This is a genomic window from Massilia pinisoli (assembly GCF_024753285.1).
Taxonomy (GTDB): domain Bacteria; phylum Pseudomonadota; class Gammaproteobacteria; order Burkholderiales; family Burkholderiaceae_D; genus Telluria; species Telluria pinisoli.
The window spans coordinates 220,437-241,341 of sequence record NZ_JANUGW010000005.1; the positions used below are offsets into that span (position 1 = coordinate 220,437).

17 protein-coding genes are annotated in these 20,905 nt (G+C 66.5%); 3 read left to right on the plus strand and 14 right to left on the minus strand.

Going from position 1 to position 20,905, the window contains the following annotated elements; translation table 11 throughout:
- Positions 1–37 precede the first annotated feature (37 nt).
- Together NX784_RS09205 and NX784_RS09210 are read left to right on the plus strand one after the other, a co-directional pair.
- A complete protein-coding gene (locus tag NX784_RS09205) occupies positions 38–2,041 on the plus strand; it encodes a TonB-dependent receptor (protein WP_258816346.1) in 2,004 nt (667 codons plus the stop codon).
- A 345-nt stretch (positions 2,042–2,386) separates the two neighbouring features.
- Entirely contained in the window at positions 2,387–5,035 is a 2,649-nt protein-coding gene (locus tag NX784_RS09210; protein ID WP_258816347.1) for a hybrid sensor histidine kinase/response regulator, read from the plus strand.
- Here the strand turns inward: NX784_RS09210 and rlmD are convergent.
- The 9 genes from rlmD to NX784_RS09255 form a co-directional block, all read right to left on the minus strand.
- On the minus strand, positions 5,009–6,424 hold the full coding sequence (gene rlmD, locus NX784_RS09215; RefSeq protein WP_258816348.1) for a 23S rRNA (uracil(1939)-C(5))-methyltransferase RlmD: 1,416 nt from the start codon (positions 6,422–6,424) through the stop codon (positions 5,009–5,011). The two genes, NX784_RS09210 and rlmD, sit on opposite strands and share 27 nt — an antisense overlap.
- Before the next feature lie 63 nt (positions 6,425–6,487).
- On the minus strand, positions 6,488–7,501 hold the full coding sequence (gene rpoS, locus NX784_RS09220) for an RNA polymerase sigma factor RpoS (protein WP_258816349.1): 1,014 nt from the start codon (positions 7,499–7,501) through the stop codon (positions 6,488–6,490).
- Between the two features lie 9 nt (positions 7,502–7,510).
- Entirely contained in the window at positions 7,511–8,401 is an 891-nt protein-coding gene (locus tag NX784_RS09225) for a peptidoglycan DD-metalloendopeptidase family protein (RefSeq protein ID WP_258816350.1), read from the minus strand.
- A 32-nt stretch (positions 8,402–8,433) separates the two neighbouring features.
- Entirely contained in the window at positions 8,434–9,303 is an 870-nt protein-coding gene (locus NX784_RS09230; protein ID WP_258816351.1) for a protein-L-isoaspartate(D-aspartate) O-methyltransferase, read from the minus strand.
- Positions 9,300–10,037 (minus strand): 5'/3'-nucleotidase SurE, encoded by a 738-nt coding sequence (gene surE, locus NX784_RS09235; RefSeq protein WP_258816352.1) that lies wholly within the window; start codon positions 10,035–10,037, stop codon positions 9,300–9,302. The genes NX784_RS09230 and surE overlap by 4 nt, the downstream gene beginning before the upstream one ends.
- A 93-nt stretch (positions 10,038–10,130) precedes the next feature.
- Positions 10,131–11,651, minus strand: coding sequence for a hypothetical protein (locus NX784_RS09240; RefSeq protein ID WP_258816353.1), 1,521 nt, complete (start codon positions 11,649–11,651; stop codon positions 10,131–10,133).
- Positions 11,652–11,659: 8 nt separating this feature from the next.
- Complete coding sequence (locus NX784_RS09245; protein ID WP_258816354.1) at positions 11,660–12,268, minus strand: toll/interleukin-1 receptor domain-containing protein; 609 nt, start codon at positions 12,266–12,268, stop codon at positions 11,660–11,662.
- Positions 12,269–12,354: 86 nt separating this feature from the next.
- Complete coding sequence (yoaA, locus tag NX784_RS09250; RefSeq protein ID WP_258816496.1) at positions 12,355–14,373, minus strand: DNA repair helicase YoaA; 2,019 nt, start codon at positions 14,371–14,373, stop codon at positions 12,355–12,357.
- Positions 14,374–14,441: 68 nt separating this feature from the next.
- Positions 14,442–14,642 (minus strand): YdcH family protein, encoded by a 201-nt coding sequence (locus tag NX784_RS09255; protein ID WP_166865309.1) that lies wholly within the window; start codon positions 14,640–14,642, stop codon positions 14,442–14,444.
- A gap of 170 nt (positions 14,643–14,812) precedes the next feature.
- Between NX784_RS09255 and NX784_RS09260 the strand changes: the two genes are divergently transcribed.
- Positions 14,813–15,583, plus strand: a complete 771-nt coding sequence (locus tag NX784_RS09260; RefSeq protein ID WP_258816355.1) for a PP2C family protein-serine/threonine phosphatase — start codon at positions 14,813–14,815, stop codon at positions 15,581–15,583.
- A gap of 71 nt (positions 15,584–15,654) precedes the next feature.
- Here the strand turns inward: NX784_RS09260 and NX784_RS09265 are convergent, their stop codons facing one another.
- From NX784_RS09265 to odhB, 5 genes are all read right to left on the minus strand, one after another.
- Positions 15,655–16,362 (minus strand): hypothetical protein, encoded by a 708-nt coding sequence (locus NX784_RS09265; protein WP_258816356.1) that lies wholly within the window; start codon positions 16,360–16,362, stop codon positions 15,655–15,657.
- A gap of 18 nt (positions 16,363–16,380) precedes the next feature.
- Complete coding sequence (gene zapE, locus NX784_RS09270) at positions 16,381–17,478, minus strand: cell division protein ZapE (RefSeq protein ID WP_258816357.1); 1,098 nt, start codon at positions 17,476–17,478, stop codon at positions 16,381–16,383.
- 143 nt (positions 17,479–17,621) lie between these two features.
- Entirely contained in the window at positions 17,622–19,055 is a 1,434-nt protein-coding gene (gene lpdA / locus NX784_RS09275) for a dihydrolipoyl dehydrogenase (protein WP_258816358.1), read from the minus strand.
- 149 nt (positions 19,056–19,204) lie between these two features.
- Positions 19,205–19,537, minus strand: a complete 333-nt coding sequence (locus NX784_RS09280) for a PspC domain-containing protein (RefSeq protein ID WP_258816497.1) — start codon at positions 19,535–19,537, stop codon at positions 19,205–19,207.
- A 64-nt stretch (positions 19,538–19,601) separates the two neighbouring features.
- Positions 19,602–20,861, minus strand: a complete 1,260-nt coding sequence (gene odhB, locus NX784_RS09285; protein ID WP_258816359.1) for a 2-oxoglutarate dehydrogenase complex dihydrolipoyllysine-residue succinyltransferase — start codon at positions 20,859–20,861, stop codon at positions 19,602–19,604.
- Between the last annotated feature and the right edge of the window lie 44 nt (positions 20,862–20,905).

Below are 20,905 nucleotides of genomic sequence, written 5' to 3' on the forward strand. Positions count from 1 at the left end.
CGGGCCGTTATCCATTCGCTTGAGGTTTTACACAGTCATGAACATCGAACATACGCTGCTCGCCAGCGCGCTCCTGCTCGCCTTCCACCCGGCCGTCCGCGCCGCCGACGACCAGCAGACCATCAATGAAGGCAAGGTCCAGCAAGTCGTGGTGACCGCCAGCCCGCTGCGCAACGGCGAAGGCGACCAGATCCTGACCCCGGCCAAGGTGCTCGCGGGCGACGAACTGCGCGACAAGGTCGGCAACTCGCTGGGCGAGACGCTGCAGAACGAACTGGGCGTGTCATCGTCCGCCTTCGGCGCCGGCGCGTCGCGCCCCATCATCCGCGGCATGGAAGGCTCGCGCGTAAAAATGCTGGAAAACGGCATGGCGACGTCGGACGTGTCCGGCCTGTCGAACGACCACGCCGTCGCATCGGAAGGCGCCGTCGCGCGCCAGATCGAAATCTTGCGCGGCCCCGCCGCCCTGCTGTACGGCTCGGGCGCCATCGGCGGCCTCGTCAACGTCGTCAACGAGCGCATCCCGACGGCGCTGGAGCCAAAGCCGACGGGCCAGATCGAGACGCGCTACAGCTCCGTCGACGACGGCAAGAATCTTTCCGGCACACTGGACGGTGCGGTCGGCAAGCTCGGCCTGCACCTCGACGCCAATCTGCGCAACACGGACGATTACCAGATCCCCGGCGACCGCGTGCTGAACGACCCGTCGTCCGCCATGCACCGTCTGCCCAACAGCGACACGCGCGAACGCAACGTCGGCGTGGGCGGCTCGTATGTCGACGACTGGGGCTATGCGGGCCTGTCGGTGTCGCACCTGACGAATTTCTACGGCATTCCGACGAATGCCGGGTCGCACATCGACCAGCGCCAGAACCGCTACGACTTCGACAGCGTCGTCAAAAACCCGCTGGCCGGCTTCGAGAGCGCGCGCGTGAAGGCCGGCTATACCGACTACCACCACGCCGAACTGGACGACGGCGTGCCGGCGACGCTGTTCTCGAACAAGTCGTTCGAGTCGCGCATCGAACTGACGCACAAGCCGCTGACGAGCCTCGGCCTGCACGGCACGGTCGGCGTCCAGACGGAAAACACGCATTTCTCGGCGCTGAGCGCGGCAGGCGGCCCCGACACGGTGCCCGTCACCCACTCCACGACGCAGGCCGCCTTCCTCGTCGAGGAGTGGAAACAGGGTCCGCTGCGCTGGAACGCCGGCGTGCGCTACGAAAACGTCGACCGCAAGCCCGTCTCGAACCGCGAGCGCACGTTCGACCTCGGTTCCGGCTCGATCGGCGCGCTGTGGCCGTTCACGCAGGGTTATTCCTTCGGCACCACGCTGTCGTACGCCCAGCGCGCGCCGGGGACGGAGGAGCTGTACTCGGGCGGCCCGCACGACGCCACGCTGACGTTCGACGTCGGCGACCCGGACCTGCACAAGGAAATCTCGCGCAACGTCGAGCTGTCGCTGCAAAAGACGAGCGGCCTGCTGCGCTGGCGCGTGAACGCCTACCGCAACAACGTCAACAACTTCATCTACGGCCATGTCACGGACGCGATGTTCGACGAGGACGGCAACCCGGGCGGCGACTTCCGCCAGCGCCTGTTCCAGCAGGCCAAGGCGCACGTCCAGGGCGCGGAAGCCGAAATGACGTGGAATCAGATCGGCATGGGCTGGAACGGCCGCGTGTTCGCCGACACGTCGCGCGGCTACCTCGACGACGCCGGCAACCTGCCGCTGCAGCCGGCCGACCGCGTCGGCGCCTCGATCGGCTACCGCCAGCCGCACTGGCGCACCGGCCTCGAGTGGACGCACGCCCGCGGCCAGGAACGTCTGGCCGCGTTCGAGACGTCGCCCACGCCGGCCTACAATCTCGTCGATGCCAACCTGTCGTACACGCAAAAGCTCGAGAGCATGGACCTCACGTATTTCCTCACGGCTAAAAACCTGCTGAATGAGGATATCCGGCTGTCGACGTCGCTGCTGAAGGATATTGCCCCGCTGCCGGGGCGGAACATCACGTTCGGGGTGCGTGCCAAATTCTGATGGCGCGTCGATGGTGGGCACGGGGTGCCTACGCCGGCCGCGCCCACCCTACGTGACTGCCGTAGGGTGGGCGGCCTCCGCCCACCATTGCGTCACCACCGGCGCGTGACGTATTGGCGTCCCGTGCGCCACGTTGTCACCGCCGTCGTTATAGTATTGCCATCGAACCCAATCCCTTCGGCATCAGCATCACGCGTCTTGCCGCCTCATTTGGTCCTTTGGAGACATTTTGTTCCCCAGGTATCAATGGACCTTCTCGCGCGGAAAATGTATTTTTTTTCACAGCTGTTCCAGCTTATGCATTTGCGCATAGAATGACCGCTTTCGGACTCGGAAGCGATCAGTATGGAAGCAGCGACGCGCGACTTTCATCTCCTCGACAGCACTGGCGCCGTCCGCGCCGGTTACCACGTCCATGACTGGTCGTCGTCCCCGCTCGGCCCGCCGGACCAATGGAGTTCCGCACTGCGCAATGCGGTCAGCCTGATCCTCGAATCCGAATTCCCCATGTACGTCGCGTGGGGTCCGCAGCTGGCGCTGCTCTACAACGCCGCCTTCATTCCCCTCCTCGACGGCACGCATCCCGCGGCGCTCGGCCGGCCGCTGGCCCAGGTCTGGCCCGACCGCTGGCCCGGCCTGAAACCGCTCGTCGAGCGAGCGCTCGCCGGCCACGCCACGTACGGCGAGGACGTACCGAGCCCCGTCGACCGCGACGGCAAGCCGTACAACGCCTGGTTCACGCTCGCCTACTCCCCCGTCCGCGACGACGCCGGCACCGTGCGCGGCATGCTGTGCGTGACGAGCGAGACGACGCAGCGCGTCCAGCTGGAACGGCGCCACGCCGTGCAGCTGCAGGTGGTCGACAGCCTGCGGCGCCTGCACCACCCGTCCGACATCATCGAAAGCGCGTGCACGCTGCTCGGCAAGCATCTCGAACTGGAGCGCGCCTGCTATGTCGAAACGGACGAGGCCGACGGCAGCTTCGAAGTGATGCACGACTGGGCCCGCGACGCCGGCGCCCCGCTCATCGGCCGGCGTGCCCGCCTCGACGATTTCGGCCCGCAGGCGCTGGCGCTGCTGCGCACGGGCTCGCCGCTCGCCGTGCGCGACGCGATGGCCGACCCGCGCCTGCCCGCGCGCGGCGAGCGCTACGCGGCCGCCGGCGCGCGCGCGATCCTCGTCGTGCCCAAGATCCGCCGCGGCCAGCTCGTGGCGGCCCTCGTCGGCTACGCCACGCAGGCGCGCGACTGGAACGAGGAAGCGCAACGCCTCGCCGCCGACATCGCGGAACGCAGCTGGGAAGCGCTCGACCGCGTGCGCGCCGAACAGGCGTTGCGCGACGCCGTGGCGCGCCAGACGACGCTGCTCGACATGAACGAGTTCCGCCTGGAAGTCTCGGACCTGCTGCGCCGCCTGAACGACCCCGCGCAGATCTTCACGCAGACGGGCGCCATGCTGGGCCGCTTCCTGCAGGCCAGCCGCGTGCTGTACGGCGACTACGACGCCGACAAGCAGCTCGTCACGTTCCACTCGAACTACACGGACGGCATCGTCGCCGAGTTGAACGGCACCTTCCCCGCCGCCCTGTTCGGCACGGCGAACCTCGCGTCGCTGGGCCAGGCCACGTGGGTGTCGAGCGACCTGCAGCGCGACCCGCGCACGAGCGGCGCGGACGTGTGGCCGAACTACGCGGCGCTGCAGATCCGCTCTGCCGTCGTCGTGCCGCTGAATCGCAACGGGGCGCTGACCTCGTGCCTGTTCATCAACGACAACCTGCCCCGGCTGTGGAGCGCCGACATCGTGCGCCTCATCGAGGACGTGGCGGAACGCGCGTGGAGCGCCGTTGAGCGCGTGCGCGCGGAGGACGCGCTGCGCCTCGCCGACCGCCGCAAGGACGAGTTCCTCGCGATGCTCGCGCACGAGTTGCGCAACCCGCTTGCGCCGATCTCGGCCGCCGCGCAGCTGCTGACCCTGGGCCCGCCGGACAATGCCCGCGTGGAGCGCACGAGCGCCATCATCGCGCGCCAGGTCGCGCACATGACGGGCCTGATCGACGACCTGCTCGACGTCTCGCGCGTCACGCGCGGCCTCGTCGTCCTGGCTCGCGAGGAAGTCGACCTGCGCCGCGTGATCGGCGACGCCGTCGAACAGGTGCGCCCGCTGATCGAGGCGCGCCGCCACCAGCTGGCGCTGCATCTGTCGACGGAGCCCGCGATCGTCGAAGGCGATCCGAAGCGTCTCGTGCAGGTGGTCGCCAACCTGCTGAACAACGCGGCCAAGTACACGCACGAAGACGGCCGGCTGTCGATCTGGATGGGCATCACGCCGGAACAGGTGCTTGTCTCCGTGTCCGACAACGGCATCGGCATCTCCGCCGAACTGCTGCCCACCGTGTTCGAGCTCTTCTCGCAGGCCGAGCGCACGCCCGACCGGTCGCAGGGCGGCCTGGGCCTGGGCCTCGCGCTCGTGAAGAGCCTCGTGGAACTGCACGGCGGCATGGTGACGGCGGCCAGCGACGGCCGCAACCACGGCAGCGAATTCACGATCCGCCTGCCGCGCGTGCACACGGCCGCCACACCGGCCGGCGGCGCGGATCAGTCGGGCACACCGGCGCCCGGCGCCGCGCGAGGATTATCGCTGATGCTCGTGGACGACAACGTCGACGCCGCCATGACCCTGGGCCTGCTGCTGGAATCCGGCGGCCACCACGTGACCGTGATGCACAACCCGGGCGACGCGCTGGAGCGGGCCACGGCGGCGCATTACGACGCGTTCCTGCTCGATATCGGGCTGCCCGGCATGAACGGCTACGAATTGGCGCGCCGGCTGCGCACGCTGCCTTCATGCGCCGACTCGACGCTCGTTGCGATCACGGGCTATGGGCAGCAATCGGATCAGGCGAGCGCGGCGTATGCCGGGTTCGACAGTTATTTCGTGAAGCCGGTGGATCCGGCGGGGTTGTTCGCGTTATTGGACCGCGTCGCCGCCCGCTGACGCGTTGTCCTTGACGTCCGGCGCCGCGAATTCGCGCGGCTGGAAATTCTCGAGGCGCTCGAACACGCCGATCGATTCCACGTGCGACGTGTGCGGGAACATGTTCGCCACACCGGCCTTCTTCAGCACATAACCGGCGCGGTGGGTGAGGATGCCCGCGTCGCGCGCCAGCGTGGACGGGCTGCACGACACGTACACGATCCGCTGCGGCATCAGCTCGGGGTTCGTCAAACGCAGCTCCGCGAGCGCGATGGCCAGCGCGACGGCGCCGTCGCGCGGCGGGTCGACGAGCATGCGGTCGAACTTGCCGAGCGCGATCAGGTCATCCTTCGTCACCTCGAACAGGTTGCGCGTGTAGAACGTCGTCTTGTCCGCGAGCCCGTTGGCGCGGGCGTTTTCCAGCGCGCGCGTCGTCAGCGCCGTGCTGCCTTCGATGCCGACGACTTCCCGCGCCTGCGTCGCCAGCGGCAAGGTGAAGTTGCCGAGGCCGCAGAACAGGTCGGCCACGCGGTCATCCTTCTGCACGTCCAGCAGGGTCAGCGCCTTGTGCACGAGCAGGCGGTTGATCTGGTGATTGACCTGCGTGAAATCCGTCGGCTTGAATGGCATCCTGATGCCGAACTCGGGCAAGGTGTAGTACAGCTCCTTGCCGAGGGGGTAGAACGGCGCCGCCGTATCCGGTCCTTTCGGCTGCAGCCACCACTGGATGTTCCACTGGTCGGCAAACGCCTTCACCAGCACCTCGTCGGCGGCCGTCAGCGGCGCCATGATGCGCAGCACGAGCACGGTCGTCTCTTCGCCGACGGCGATCTCGATCTGCGGCATCTGCTGGTAGATCGACAGCGCGCGCACCAGCTCGCGCAGCGGCACGAGCATCGCGGACAGATGGTCAGGCAGGATCTCGCAGCTCGTCATGTCGGCCACGTACGACGAGTGACGCTCGTGGAAGCCCACGAGCACCGTGCCCTTCTTCGCCACGTAACGGACCGACAGGCGCGCGCGGTAGCGGTAGTCCCACGTGGGGCCGTACATCGGGCGCATGATGTTCTCGGCCTTCGTCTTCCCGATGTGCCACAGGTTGTCTTCCAGGACGCGCTGCTTCATCGCGACCTGGGCCGACGGCTCCAGGTGCTGCATCGAGCAGCCGCCGCAATGCCAGAAGTGCGGGCACTTCGGCTCGACGCGCATGGACGACGCCTTCTGCAGGGTGACCATGCGGCCCGATTCCCAGTTCTTCTTCTTGCGCAGTGTCTCGAAGCTGACGCGCTCGCCCGGCAGCGCGCCCTCGACGAAGATCACTTTGCCTGGCGTGCCGTCCTCGTTCTCCAGGTGGCCGACGCCGCGCGCGTCCATGTCGAGGGATTTGATGTTGATGAAGGTTTCTTGCATGGGGATAGAAGAAGCAAAACGGGAAGACCAAACGGCTCGTGGCCTACTCAGGCCAGCCGGGCATCATAGCAAGGAATCGCGGACGACGCCACGGGCGGCCATGGCCCGCTTCAGTTTGACGAGGGCTTCCTGCTGGATCTGGCGCACGCGCTCGCGCGTCACACCCATCTCCTCGGCCAAGGTTTCCAACGTGGCCGGATCATCGTTGTCGAGGCCGAAGCGGCGCATGACGACGAGGCGCTGCTTGTCCGGCAGCTTCTGCAGCCAGTCGCGCACGAGCACCGTCATCTCGTGTTGTTCCGCGTGGGTGTCGGGACTGACGTCGCCCTCGTCCGGCAGCATGTCCATCAAGCTGCTCTGCGGATCGTTGTCGAGCGGGGCGTCGAGCGACGTCGCGTGTTCGGACAGCGCGAGGATGTCCTGCACTTCTTCCACGGGCCGGCCGACGAGGCTCGCGATGTCTTCCGCGCTCGCTTCCTTGCCGTCGTGGTGCTGGGCTTCCAGGTGGTATTTCGCGCGCAGCACCTGGTTCAGCTCGCGCACCATGTGCACGGGCAGGCGCACGGTGCGGGCCTGGTTCATGATCGCGCGCTCGATGCTCTGGCGGATCCACCACGTGGCGTACGTCGAGAAGCGGAAGCCCCGTTCCGGCTCGAACTTGTCGATGGCGCGCATCAGCCCGATGTTGCCCTCTTCGATGAGGTCGAGCAGCACGACGCCGCGATTGATGTAGTGCTTGGCGATGGAGACGACGAGCCGCAGATTATGCTCGATCATCTTTTGCCGCGCATTGAAGTCGCCCGCCTTGGCCAGGGTGGCGTGATGCACTTCCTGCTCCGCGCTGAGCAGCGGCTTGGCGCCGATCCGGTTCAGGTAGTGCTGCGTGGTGTCGGTCGAGAGCTCGGCCTGCAGCACGCTCTTGAGTTCGTCGACGGTGTCCGCGACGGCCACCACCGCGCCGTCCGGCAGCATCTCGGCGCGCTCGACGCCGTCGGCCCCGAACTCGCCGTCGTCCAGCGGCTCGTCCGGATTGTCTTCCGGCGTGTCGTGGTCCAGCGGATCGGGGGGCAGCGTCATCGGCTCTCTCTAGCGACTGGGCAGGAACTTGGCCGGGTCGACCGGCTTGCCCTGCTGGCGTATCTCGAAATGCAGTTTGACCCCGTCGGCATCGGAATCGCCCATTTCCGCGATCGGCTGGCCCTTGGTCACGTTCTGACCTTCCTTGACCAGGATGGTGCGGTTGTGTGCGTACGCCGACAACAGGCTGTTGCTGTGCTTAACAATCACGAGATTACCATATCCACGGATGCCGCTGCCCGCGTACATCACCTTCCCGGAGCCGGCCGCCATCACTTGCTGGCCCATCTTGCCCGCGATGTCGATGCCCTTGTTCTTGCCTTCGTCGAAGGTGGCGATGATCTTGCCGTCGGACGGCCACATCCAGCTCAGTTTCTCGTCGTCGTTCGCGGTGACGGTCGTGCCCGGGGTCACGCCGGCCGTGACGACTTTCTCCGCCTTCGGATTGTCTTCCTTCGCGAGGTTCGCCTCGCTGTACGGCTTCTTGGCGCCGCTCGGCTCGGTCTTCTTCGGCACGGCCGGCACCTTTTCGGCGCCCGGCATCGTGACGGGCGACGTGACGACGCCGTTCGCGGTGCGCTCGGGCTGCGCCACCTTCAGCACTTGCCCGACCTTGATGTCGTCCGGATCGGCCAGGTTGTTCCAGGCGACGAGATCGCGGTAGTTCTGGCCGTGGTCGAGCGCGATGCGCAGCAGCGTGTCGCCGCGGCGGACGGTGTAGGTGCCGCGCGCGTCCGGTTTCGGCTCCTCGACGGCCGGTGCCGGTTGCGGGCGCGGGCGGAACGAGGAAGCGGTCGGGGCCGGTCGGTCGATGATGGGGGCAACGCGGGTCTCGGTGCCGCAGGCGGACAGGATACCGAGACTGATGATCAACAGGGCTAAGCGGGGTGTGGGTTTCATTCTCTCTTTAATTCTTTACAACATTCTGGCACTCAAGCGGTGCCTGGCCGCAGCGGGACGAAATGACAGGCTTCCAGCGTTTCGCTGGTCCATTCCGCCTTGCCGGTACGGGTAATGCGCTGCAGGTGCTGGACCTGAGCACCGACGGGCGCCACCAGGCGGGCGCCGATGGCCAACTGCTCGAGCAGTGCACGGGGCACCTCGAGACCGGCCGCCGCCAGGATGATGCCGTCGAACGGGGCCACCTGCGGGAGCCCTAGCATACCATCTCCGTACTGCAAGCGCAGATTGGCGATACGCAACGGGCGCAGATTGGCCTTCGCCAGCTCGTGCAGCGGCTTGATCCGCTCGATGGAATACACTTCCTGCGCCACGCACGACAGCACGGCGGCCTGGTAGCCGCAGCCCGTGCCGATCTCGAGCACGCGGCGCAGCGGCTGGCCGCCCTCCTTCAGCAATTCGATCATGCGCGCCACGATGTACGGCTGCGAAATCGTCTGGTTGTGACCGATCGGCAGCGAGATGTCGACGTACGCCTGCGCCAGCATGCCCGGCTCGACGAACATATGGCGCGGCACGATTTCCAGCGCGCCCAGCACTTGCGCATCCTTGACACCCTGGCGCGCCGCGCGGGCCGCCATCGCGCGGCGCGGCGCTTCGGTCGCGGCCAGGTCGGACCGCGCGACGGTTTGCTGCGGCTGGGCCGGCGCCGGCTTGGCCGGTCCCGGCACGCCGGATTGCGCGCCGCGCTGGCCGCCGGGCGGCTGCGCCTGGCTATTGTTGCGCGCGTTCTGCGTTGCCGTCTGTGGCGTCGCGACGGGCGAAGGCAGCGTGGTCTTGCGTGTGTTGCCGCCCGTCACGGACGATAGCGGCAGGGGAAACTGGCTGCGCTTCTCGCTCATGCCAGGCCTCGCCGCAGTTGGTCGAGCTGGTCGCGGTGGGTAAGATCGACCTGCAGCGGCGTGACGGATACGCAGCCCTTGGCCGTCGCGTAGAAGTCGGTGCCCTCGCCCGCGTCGCGGCAGGCGCCCGGCGCACCGATCCAGAAGATCTCGCGCCCGCGCGGGTCTTGCCCGCGGACGACGGGCTCGGACTGGTGGCGCCGGCCCAGGCGCGTCGGTGTGAGCGGTCCCATCTGGTCGTACGGCACGTTCGGAATATTTACATTCAGCAAAAACGGCGAGTCGAGCATCTCGAAGCGACGCAACACGATGTCGCGCGCCACCCGCGCCGCGGAATCGATTTCAGCCCAGCCGCCATGAACCTGGGAAAAGGCGATGGCCGGGATGCCAAACAGATAACCTTCCGTCGCCGCGGCCACCGTGCCCGAGTACAAGGTATCGTCTCCCATGTTCTGGCCGTTGTTGATGCCGGAGACGACGAGGTCCGGACGCGTGTCGAGCATCCCCGTCAATGCGATGTGTACGCAGTCGGTGGGGGTGCCGTTGACAAAATAAAACCCATTGGCAGCCTTCGACACCGACAGCGGGCGGTCGAGCGACAGCGAGTTGGACGCGCCCGAACGGTTGCTGTCGGGGGCGACCACCACGATGTCGGCGACCTTTGCCAGCGCGTCGGCCAGGGCGTTGATGCCGGGGGCGAGATAGCCGTCGTCGTTACTGATAAGGATACGCATGCAGCGATTTTACCTGAAGCAACGGCGAGATCGATCTGTCGGAATGCACATTTATTGGCTCCCGGCGAGGCGACCGGCGCGCCCCGCGCAGCGTCAGCCCGTCACCACGGGTTGCCCTTCGGCCGCCTGGATCAGGGCACCTTCGAGGGACGAGACCTCGTCCAGGGTGAAGGCCAGCAGGGCGTCCTTGTCGCCTTCCTGCAGGTAGACCTGCTTGATCATCGCGGCGCCGCGTCGTCGTAGCGGATGCGCCACACTCGGCCGCAGGATCGTCGAGCGCAGACTGTCGGCCAGCGCGCGCGCCTCGCGCGGGCTGCGGCTGTCGATCAATTCCTGCAGGCGCGACAACTTGTCGTCGAGGGCATCCGGCGGCGGCTCGCCGGGACGCCGCGGCGCCAGGTGGCCGCGCTTGCCCTCCTCCATCGCGTGCAGGCCCTGCTCCAGCGCGATCACGTGCTGCTCGATGCGGCGCGCCGCCTCCAGCTCGTTCTGTTGCCCTAAATACAATTGTGCCAGCCGAGCCAGTTCGCGCACGAGCGCCGGGGCGTCGGCATCGGCGGCGCGGTCGCGCAACGCGCCGACGGCCTGCACGAGCCGCACTTCAGGCAGCGGGCGCCACGGAAAATGGCCGGGTTCCAGCCATTCGAGCAGCGCCTCGATGGCCCGTTGCGGCCCGAGCCGGTCGGATGCGCCGGCGAGCGCCCGCCCGCCGGCCGGCGCCATGCCGACGACGGCTGCCTGCGGCAGCTGCACTTCGTCGAGGTAGCTGTCGAGCACGACGCCGGACAGGCCATAGCACTCGGCCAGCATGCGCTCCAGCGCGGCCTGGTAGCCGGACGGGCCCGCCTGGCCGCGCGTGCCGTCGCCGAATCGCCAGCGCAGCCGCGCCTCGCCCGTCCCGTCGACGGGGCAAGGCAGCGGATACACGAGCAGCGGGCGCTGCTCGTCTTCGTGGCTGCAGCGGTAGTCGAGCGCGCGCGAGACGACGCCCCGCAAGCCGTCGAGGCTGCGCGCATCCGGTGTGAACAGGCCCACGATCTTGTCGGGCAACAGCGCCGTGCAGACGCTGGCCGCCGCCGAGCGCCCGCTGCGGCAATCGATGAGGACGTGCGCGAAGCGCCGCGCGACGCGGGCCGCGAACGTGCGGAACAGGGCCGGACAGGCGCAGAATAGCGCGTCCCAGTCGAGCCGGTCGACGCGTTCGCCGTAGCTGTCGTCGAAGCGGCCGGCGCGCATCAGGTACAGCGGCCGGCTGTCGTCGACGCGCACGATATAGTGGTCCCAGTCGACGGCGTCGAGCACGCGTGCCGCGAGGGCCTCGGCATCGTCACCCGCTGTGCTGCCTTGCAATTGCTCGCGGCACGTTTCGAACAGTTCGAGCAGGCCGGCGCCGCTATGGACGTCGTCCGCGCGGGAAAAATAATGGTGGAGCCCTGGCGCTTCCAGGTCCCAGTCGATCATCAGCACCGGTGTCTTCGCATGCGCGCGCCCGGCGAGCAGCCAGGCGGCATGGGCCAGCGCGAGGCTGCGCACGGGGGCGCTGTCGTAGGAGTAGAACGTCGTCACCTCGCCGGCCTGCCCGGCCGGTGCTGCGGTGATGCGGTTGGTTTCCATAAGGCTCCTCATTTTTTGGGGAAGGTAGGTTCCGGTAACTCACGCCATGCGGGTGGGACAGCGGGAAGGACGAATTGGTTGCAATCGTGCCCCGGCGGCATGGTTTTTTTCTGATACTGGTAATGGGTGACGATGCGCCGGACCATCTTGTCGATGTCCGGCAAGAAATCGGGATTCGATTTGAGGTCGGCCGTGGCCATCGTGAAGCGCGAGAAGTCGACGTAGAACGTGGACTCGCTGACCTGCGGGGGCAGGCTGTCGGGGTGCTGCGTCATGATGACGGGAATGATCAGCTGGCTGGGCAGCGTGTACCAGGTGGCGCGCTCCGTTTCGATGAGGCGCATCGCGGCGTACTCGCGCCGCGTGTAGGCGTGGGCTTCGTACTTGGGCGTGTAGATCAGCACCATGCACGCGCTTTCGCACAGCGCGCGCGCGATCTTGCGGTCGAGGTCGTCACCACCGCCCAGTTGTTCGGTGTCGATGAACAGTTCGTGTTCGTTGTCGAAATACGGTTCGAGGTAGCAGCGCAGGGCATCGGCCAGCGTGGCCTTGAAGCGCTGCATCAGCTCATGCCGACCATGGGCATAGCTGAAAAAGCAGCCGTAACGAATCGCCATTGCTCCCCCTTGTAGTCTGCCGTCGGCCGGGCCTACAAGACTCTAAACAACGCACCCATGGTGCATGTTGTGGAAGCGCAGAGGGGTCAGTCTTTGGGTTGCTTGAAGAACTCGATCACGTCCGCCTGCACACGCGTGCGGCGGAACGGCGGCAGGCTCTGCCAGACGCGGCGGCCATACGGCTTGCTGATCACGCGCGGATCGCACAGCATCAGCACGCCGCGGTCCTCGACGTCGCGGATCAGGCGGCCCGCGCCCTGCTTCAGGTTGATGATGGCTTCCGGCAAGGTGTGGTGGACGAAGCCGTTCATGCCCTTCTTTTCCATCACTTCGATGCGCGCCGCGAGCACGGGGTCGTCGGGCGGGGCGAACGGCAGCTTGTCGATGATGACGAGCGACAGCGCCTCGCCCCGCACGTCCACGCCTTCCCAGAAACTCTGGCTGCCGACGAGCACGGCGTTGCCCGCGTTGCGGAACGAGTCGAGCAGTTCCGTGCGGCCCCGCTCGCCCTGCACGAACAGGGGAAAGTCGAGGCCGCGCTCAGCGAACTCCTCGCGCAAGCGTTCGGCCACGCGGTTGACGGCGCGGATCGTCGTGCACAGGAAGAAGCAGCGGCCGCCGGCCGCTTCGATGACGGGGAGCGCCATGTCGACGACGGCGTCCGTGTACCCGAACGTGTTCGGTTCCGGCAGGCCGGTCGGCACGTACAGGATGCCCTGCTCCTGGTAGTTGAACGGGCTGGGCCAGCTTTGCGCCGGCTCGCCCGTCATGCCCAACTGCGCCGTGAAATGCTTGAAGTCGTTCTTCACCGCCAAGGTGGCAGAGGTAAAAATCCAGCTGCGCGGCGTGCCGGCGCGCTGGCCGGCGAAGATCGGCGCGATCGACAGCGGCGTCTTGTGCAATTGCAGCGACGAGGAAAAAGCCTCGACCCACAGCACGGCATCGTCGCCCTCGATTTCCTTGCCCTTCTTCGGTTCCGACTTCCACGCCTTGTACTGCTCGAGCATCTCGACGGCGCGCACGCGGCATTGCTCGATGGTCTCGGCGCGCTCGGCCTGCGCTTCCAGCACGTCGATGAGACCTTCCAGCTCTTCCTTCAGTTTTTCCAGCGCGGGGAAGAATTCGGAGCTGGGCGGAATCTGCGGCAACGACAGGCGCGTGCCGCCTTCCGGGAACGTCAAACGCAGGTCGCGCGCCGCCTTCTCGACGACCGTGACGACCTTCGCCCAGTCGACGCCGCCGCGCGCATGCGCGAGGCCTTCGGCCAGCACGTCGCGGCACAGTTCCAGCACCTGTCCGGTGGACACGGTCGTGCCGAAGAACAAGGTCGCCACTTCCGGCAACTGGTGCGCCTCGTCGAAGATGATCGTGTTCGCGGACGGCAGCAGCTCGGCCATGCCGCCTTCCTTCAGCGCCACGTCGGCGAAGAACAGGTGGTGGTTGACGACGACGACATCGGCCTGCTGCGCTTCGCGGCGTGCCTTCATCACGAAGCAGTCCTGGTAGTACTGGCATTCCTGGCCGACGCAGTTCTCGCGCGTGGACGTGACGAGGTTCCATACGGACGCGGTTTCCGGGACCTTCGTCAACTCGGCCTTGTCGCCCGACTGGCTCATCTTGATGAAGCGCGAGATCTCGCGCAAATGCCCCACGTCGTCGCGCGACGTCAGGCGACCGTTCGACAGCGTGCGTTCCAGATGATAGTGGCACAGATAGTTCGAACGGCCTTTCAACAGCGCCACCGAGACCGGAGCGCGCAGCGCGGCGCGCACGGTCGGGATGTCGCGCGAAAATAACTGGTCCTGCAGGTTCTTGGTGCCGGTCGAAATGATCGTCTTGCCGCCCCACAGCAGCGCGGGGACGAGGTAGGCGAAGGTCTTGCCCGTGCCCGTGCCCGCCTCGGCGATCAGAGTGCCCTGCTCGCTGATGGCGTGCGCGATCGCCTTCGCCATCTCGGTCTGGGACTCGCGTGGCTTGAATGTGCCGACGGCCGGCGCGAGCGGACCGCCCGCGCCGAAGATGCGTTCGACTTCGGCGTCGTACTTGCCGGCCGGCTCGGTGGGTGCCTGCGCGGTGTCGGGCTCGCCGGCGTCGGCGCCGGACAGGGGAAGGTGATCGGTCAAGGTGGACTGCTTAGTGAACTGAGAAACGACAGGGCTGATGCCGGAGCAGATTATGCCGGAACGTCCGGCACCAATTGCATCTTCAGCAGTGTGATATGGTCCTTCAACTGCAGCTTGCGCTTCTTCAGGCGGCGCAGCTGCAACTGGTCGGCATGACCGTCGCGGGTCAACATTTCTATGACAGCGTCGAGGTCGCGATGTTCCACGTCGAGTTCAATAATACGGCGCTGGATCTCCTGGACGTCGATCATGGTAGGCAATTCCGAACAGTTAAGCGTAAAGGGGATGGGAACACTGCCCGCTGGCCCGGGGCGCGTCGTCATTACGGCTTGCAACTCCACTGCAAACCGGTGCATAGTTTAAACTACACCGTCGTTGCCGCCAACAAAGTCCGGCAGGGCGGCATCGGAAAGCCACGTTTATGACCTCATACAAGTTAGAAGCGGGAACCGCACAGCACGTCGGTAATCGCCCACAGCAGAACGACCGGGTCGCCCTGATGACCGGCGCGCGCGCGCCCGGCCATGTGCTGGCCGTGCTGTCCGACGGCATCGCCGGGTCGGTCGGATCGGAACAGGTCTTGCACACGGCCAAGCACGTATTCGACGAATTCAAGCCGGGCGACCGCGCAAGCGTGGAGCGCCAGCAGGACCTGCTGCGCGACATCGTGCAGGAAACCCACATCGTCACCAACATGAACGCGGTGACGACGCAAACGCAGGCGCACGCCAGCTTCGTCGGCCTCGTGCTGACGCCGCACGGCGACGCCGTCTGGGCCCACGTCGGCGATTCGCGCCTGTACTACTTCCACGGCAGCGAATGCCTCGCGCGCACGAGCGACGCGGCCTACGTCGAACACCTCGTGTCGAGCGACCGCCTGCCGCTGGACGCCGCGAAGAACCACCGCAAGTCCAAGCTGCTGGTGAACGTCATCGGCAACAGCCGCAAGGAGCCGTTCATCACGTTCGGTCACCGCACGGACCTGGGCGCGGGCGATTCATTCCTGCTGTGCTCGGACGGCCTGTGGCATTTCTTCACGGATGCGGAGCTGGGGTCGGCGATCGCCAAGTCCAGCCCGCGTCAGGCGTCGGAAATGCTGATCAACAAGGCCGGCGAGCGCTCGCGCGGCAAGGGCGGGAATTGCAGCATGGCGATCGTCAAGCTCGTCAAGCCCACGCTCGATCAGGCGTAACGCCGGCGCGACACGGCTGTCGCGCGCGGGCACCATGTGCCCACGCGGACCTCCGCAAACCGCATACGTTGTTATTTTTTGGCCGGATCCGGCGCCGCCTTCGCGTCCTCGGCTGCTTTCGCCGCTTTAGCGTCCTTCTCGGCCTTGGCAGCCTTCTCCGCCTTGCGCTCGGCGACCTTGCGCTGGCGCGCCGCCGATTCCGCCTTGCGCGCCTCGTAGTCGCGCACGTTCTGCGCGCGCTTGCCGGCGTCGGCCGCTTCCTGCTGGCGCTCCGCGCGCAGGCGCGCGTCGCGCTGGGCCGTGCGGTCGGCCACGGTCGGCTTGCGCGGCGGCGGTGCCGGCGTCGGTTCCGGTGCAGGCGTCAAAGGTTCCGCCGCCAGCTTGGCTTCCTGTTCCTTGAAGCGGCGGTCCGCTTCCGCCAGATTGCGGTCGCGTTCCTCGACGATGGCCTGGCGCTTGAAGCGCGCGGCCTGCACCTCGATCGCACGCTGGGCCGCGAGGGCGTTGCGGCGGCGTTCCTTGGCTTCGTCGAGGCAGTTCGTCACGAAAAACTTGTCGTAGCAGACGCGTTCGCGCTCGGCAAAGCGGGCCTCGATCGCCGCGCGCTCGCGCGCCACCGCGGCCAGTTGCTGGTCGGCCTGCGCGACGGACGTCACGGGCGGCGGCGGCACCTCGCGCGGCGCCACGTCCGGGCCGGCGCATGCCGCCAGCAACGCGGCCGCGAGCAGCGCGGCGCCTGCGCGCACGGTGCGGGTGTCTGTTACGAAGTCAGCTTTCATTCGGTTCCTTTGATCGTGTCAGGCCAGCGCGTCGGCGGCGCCACGGCGCTCGGCCAGCATGTATTCGCGCGACTGCATCTCAATGATACGCGACACCGTGCGATGGAACTCGTTCGACATCGCGCCCTCCGTGTACAGCTGCTCCGGCTCGACCTCGGCCGACATGATCAGCTTGACCTTGTGGTCGTAGAACACGTCGATCAGCCACGTGAAGCGGCGCGCCTCCGACGACATCGCGGCCGACATGCGCGGCACGCCGGACAGGATAACCGTGTGGAACTGGCTTGCCAGTTCCAGGTAGTCGTTCTGCGAGCGCGGCCCGCCGCACAAAGTGGCGAAGTCGAACCAGATGACGCCGCCGGCGCGCCGCAGCGCACGGATCTCGCGCTGCTCGATGTGCACTCGCGGGTCTTCGTCCGCGGTGTCGGCGACCTTGGCATACGTGTCGCGCAGCGCATGGTCGGCGGCCGCGCCCAGCGGCGTGTAATAGGCCTGCACCTGCTCCAGCGCGCGGTGGCGGTAGTCGATGCCGGCATCGACGTTCAGCACGTCCAGCTTGTCTTTGATGAGGGCGATCGTGGGCAGCATGCGATCGCGGTGCAGGCCGTCCGGGTACAGCTTGTCCGGGTCGTAATTCGACGTCATCACGAACGACACGCCGTTCTCGAACAGCGCGGACAGCAGGTTGTACATGATCATCGCGTCGGCGACGTCGCTGACGTGGAATTCGTCGAAGCAGATCAGGCGGTATTTCTTGGCGATGCGGCGGGCGACCTCGATCAGCGGGTCTTCCATGCCTTTCAGCTCGTCGAGCTGGCGGTGCACCGCGCGCATGAATTCGTGGAAGTGCAGGCGCGTCTTGCGCACGACCGGCACCACCGAGTAGAAGCTGTCCATGAGGAAGGACTTCCCGCGCCCCACCCCGCCCCACATGTAGACGCCTTGCGGCACGTCGGGACGGTTGAGCAGGCGCTTGAACGCGGACGAGCGCTGCGACTTGTACGCGACCCAGTCGTCGTACGCCTCTTGCAAGCGGTCGACGGCGCGCTGCTGCGCGGGATCGGACTTGAATCCGCGCTCGGTCAGCGCGTGCTGGTAGTACTCTTGGACGTTCATGGAGGGCTTCGATTAAAACGTAGGGTGGGCACCCCGTGCCCACGCGTACGCCGGCATGACGCAAACGTTCGCGTGGGCACAGGGGTGCCCACCCTACGGCGCACATCGCCCAGCCGGCGGCAGGGCGACATGTCGTTACTGCTTTAGAAGTTCAGCGACCGCTTGTCGACGGCCAGCGCGGCTTCCTTGGTCGCTTCCGACAGCGACGGGTGGGCGTGGCAGATGCGGGCGATGTCTTCCGCCGATGCGCGGAATTCCATCGCGACGACAGCTTCCGAGATCAGCTCCGACGCGACCGGACCCACGATGTGGACGCCCAGGATTTCGTCGGTCGTCGAGTCGGCCAGGAATTTCACCATGCCCGACGTGTCGCCCAGCGCGCGCGCACGGCCGTTGGCCATGAACGGGAACGTGCCGGCCTTGTACGCAACACCTTCCTTCTTGAGCTGCTGCTCGGTCTTGCCGACCCACGCGATTTCCGGCGACGTGTAGATCACCCACGGGATCGTGTTGAAGTTGACGTGGCCATGCTGGCCGGCGATGCGCTCGGCAACAGCGACGCCCTCTTCTTCCGCCTTGTGCGCCAGCATCGGGCCGCGCACGACGTCGCCCACGGCCCAGATGCCCGGGACGTTGGTGCGGCATTCGTCGTCGACGGCCACGAAGCCGCGCTCGTCCAGCTGCACGCCGACGGTCTCGATACCCAGACCGTTCGTGTTCGGCACGCGGCCGATCGAGATGATCAGGCGGTCGAACGTTTCGCTCTTCGCGGCGCCCGCTGCGTCGGCGTAGTCGACGGTGACGCCCTTGTCGCCCTTGGTGACGCCGTTGATCTTCACGCCCAGCTGGATGTCCAGGCCCTGCTTCGTGAACAGCTTGTGCGCTTCCTTGGCGATCTGCTCGTCGACCGCGCCCAGGAACGTCGGCAGGCCTTCCAGCACGGTGACCTTGGCACCGACGCGGCGCCACACGGAACCCATCTCCAGGCCGATCACGCCGGCGCCGATGACGCCCAGCTTGGCCGGGACGGCGTCGATGGTCAGCGCGCCCGTGTTCGACAGGATGACTTTCTCGTCGAACGGTGCGCCCGGCAGTTCGCGGGCGTTCGAGCCGGTCGCGATGATCACGTTTTTCGCGGTGATCGAATCGGTGGTCGGGCCCGACACGTTGATCGTGTAGCCTTCGCCCGCTTTACCCGCGAACGTGCCGCGGCCGTGGAAGAACGTGACCTTGTTCTTCTTGAACAGGTAGACGATGCCGTCGTTGTTGGCCTTGACGACGCCCTCTTTGCGCTTGAGCATCTGGGGCAGGTTCAGCGACAGGCCGGCGACGTCGATGCCGTGCTCGGCGAACGCGTGGCCCGCGTGCTCGAAGTGTTCCGACGATTGCAGCAGTGCTTTCGACGGGATGCAGCCGACGTTGGTGCAGGTGCCGCCCAGTGCCGGGGCGCCCTTGGCGTTCTGCCATTCGTCGATGCAGGCGGTCTTGAAGCCCAGCTGCGCTGCGCGGATCGCGGCCACGTAGCCGCCGGGGCCGCCGCCGATCACGACGACGTCGAATTGTTTTTCAGTGCTCATTAATCGATTCCTTGTTTATCCTGACCGCCGAACCGGGACACCCGGTTTGGTAGGGTGGGCTCCCCGAGCCGACGCGAAAGCCGGCGTGCCGCATGCGTCCGCGTGGGCACGGGGTGCCCACCCTACGTCGTACGATCAGGTTTTCGAATTTATTCTTCGGGTACGAAAATCCACAACAACAGGTAAATCACGATGCCGAACCCGAACGTGACGGTGAACAGCGTGAACACCAGCCGCCACACCCACGCATCCACGCCCGAGATGCGGGCGAGCCCGCCGCACACGCCACCGAGCCAGCGGTCGGTGCGCGAGCGGCGCAGGGTGTTCAGCTCGGAGGCGAAGTCGCCCTCGCCCTTGTTCAGGTTCACCGTCGACGAGGCGCCGGACAGCACCTTCGCCTTCGCCTGTTCGTATTCGGCGTCGGTCAGGGCACCGGCCTGGTGCAGCTCGTGCAGACGCTTGATTTCATCGGAGATCATCATCATTCCCTTCCATCAGACACGGCACGAGCGCGCCGAGCCGGCGCGCCCTTCCCGAAGCGCGTGATTACAGGTCGAGCAGCAGGCGGGCCGGATCTTCCAGCGCGTCCTTCATCGCAACCAGACCCAGGACGGCTTCGCGGCCGTCGATGATGCGGTGGTCGTACGACATCGCCAGGTAGTTCATCGGGCGGATGACGATCTGGCCGTTCTCGACGACGGCGCGGTCCTTGGTCGCGTGCACGCCCAGGATCGCCGACTGCGGCGGGTTGATGATCGGGGTCGACAGCATCGAACCGAAGGTGCCGCCGTTCGAGATCGAGAACGTACCGCCCGTCAGGTCTTCCAGCGTGAGCTTGCCGTCCTTGGCTTTCTGGCCGAATTCGCCGATCTTCTTCTCGATCTCGGCGATCGACATCTGGTCGGCGTTGCGCAGGATCGGGACGACGAGGCCGCGCGGCGAACCGACGGCGATACCGATGTCGAAGTAGCCGTGGTAGATGATGTCGTTACCGTCGACCGACGCGTTCAGGATCGGGTACTTCTTCAGTGCGGCGACGGCAGCCTTGACGAAGAACGACATGAAGCCCAGCTTGACGCCGTGCTCTTTCTCGAACTTGTCCTTGTACTTGGCGCGCATTTCCATCACGGGCGCCATGTTGACTTCGTTGAACGTCGTCAGAATGGCGTTGGTCGACTGCGATTGCAGCAGGCGCTCGGCGATACGGGCGCGCAGGCGGCTCATCGGCACGCGCTCTTCCGGACGGTCGCCCAGGTTCACGGCCGGTGCTGCCACTTGCGGCAGGGCTGCCTTCGGTGCTGCGGCGGCCAGCGGTGCCGGTGCGGCGACTGCGGGCTTGTTCGCGACGGCGGCCAGGGCGTCGCCCTTGGTCACGCGGCCATCGCGGCCGGTGCCGGTCGCATCGAGAGCCGTCATGTTGTTGTCGGCCAGGATCTTGGCGGCGGCCGGCATGGCGACGTCGCCTTTCGAGCCGGTCGATGCGCCAGCTGCCGGAGCGGCGGCAGGCGCTTCAGCGGCGGCGACCGGGGCGGCGGACACTTGCTGCGGGCTGGCGCCGGCGGAGGCTTCGGTGTCGATGACAGCGATGACTTCACCCGAGACGACGGTACCGCCGTCGTTCTTGATGATTTGCACGATCACGCCGGCAGCCGGTGCCGGCAGTTCCAGGACCACCTTGTCGGTCTCGATGTCGATCAGGTTCTCGTCGCGCGAGACGGCTTCGCCGACTTTCTTGTGCCACGACAGCAGGGTCGCTTCGGCGACCGATTCCGACAACTGGGGGACCTTGACTTCGATTTGTGCCATTTAAAAAACTCCGTTTTTGTATTCTGTGCAAAAAACCCCGCGCG

Coding starts and splice junctions, on each gene's coding strand:
- NX784_RS09205 (WP_258816346.1), top strand. CDS start 38: ATGAACATCGAACATACGCTGCTCGCCAGCGCGCTCCTGCTCGCCTTC.
- NX784_RS09210 (WP_258816347.1), top strand. CDS start 2,387: ATGGAAGCAGCGACGCGCGACTTTCATCTCCTCGACAGCACTGGCGCC.
- odhB (WP_258816359.1), bottom strand. CDS start 20,861: ATGGCACAAATCGAAGTCAAGGTCCCCCAGTTGTCGGAATCGGTCGCC.
- NX784_RS09245 (WP_258816354.1), bottom strand. CDS start 12,268: ATGGCGATTCGTTACGGCTGCTTTTTCAGCTATGCCCATGGTCGGCAT.
- lpdA (WP_258816358.1), bottom strand. CDS start 19,055: ATGAGCACTGAAAAACAATTCGACGTCGTCGTGATCGGCGGCGGCCCC.
- NX784_RS09225 (WP_258816350.1), bottom strand. CDS start 8,401: ATGAAACCCACACCCCGCTTAGCCCTGTTGATCATCAGTCTCGGTATC.
- NX784_RS09255 (WP_166865309.1), bottom strand. CDS start 14,642: ATGATCGACGTCCAGGAGATCCAGCGCCGTATTATTGAACTCGACGTG.
- NX784_RS09265 (WP_258816356.1), bottom strand. CDS start 16,362: ATGAAAGCTGACTTCGTAACAGACACCCGCACCGTGCGCGCAGGCGCC.
- rpoS (WP_258816349.1), bottom strand. CDS start 7,501: ATGACGCTGCCCCCCGATCCGCTGGACCACGACACGCCGGAAGACAAT.
- NX784_RS09240 (WP_258816353.1), bottom strand. CDS start 11,651: ATGGAAACCAACCGCATCACCGCAGCACCGGCCGGGCAGGCCGGCGAG.
- zapE (WP_258816357.1), bottom strand. CDS start 17,478: ATGAACGTCCAAGAGTACTACCAGCACGCGCTGACCGAGCGCGGATTC.
- NX784_RS09260 (WP_258816355.1), top strand. CDS start 14,813: ATGACCTCATACAAGTTAGAAGCGGGAACCGCACAGCACGTCGGTAAT.
- rlmD (WP_258816348.1), bottom strand. CDS start 6,424: ATGCAAGAAACCTTCATCAACATCAAATCCCTCGACATGGACGCGCGC.
- NX784_RS09230 (WP_258816351.1), bottom strand. CDS start 9,303: ATGAGCGAGAAGCGCAGCCAGTTTCCCCTGCCGCTATCGTCCGTGACG.
- surE (WP_258816352.1), bottom strand. CDS start 10,037: ATGCGTATCCTTATCAGTAACGACGACGGCTATCTCGCCCCCGGCATC.
- NX784_RS09280 (WP_258816497.1), bottom strand. CDS start 19,537: ATGATGATCTCCGATGAAATCAAGCGTCTGCACGAGCTGCACCAGGCC.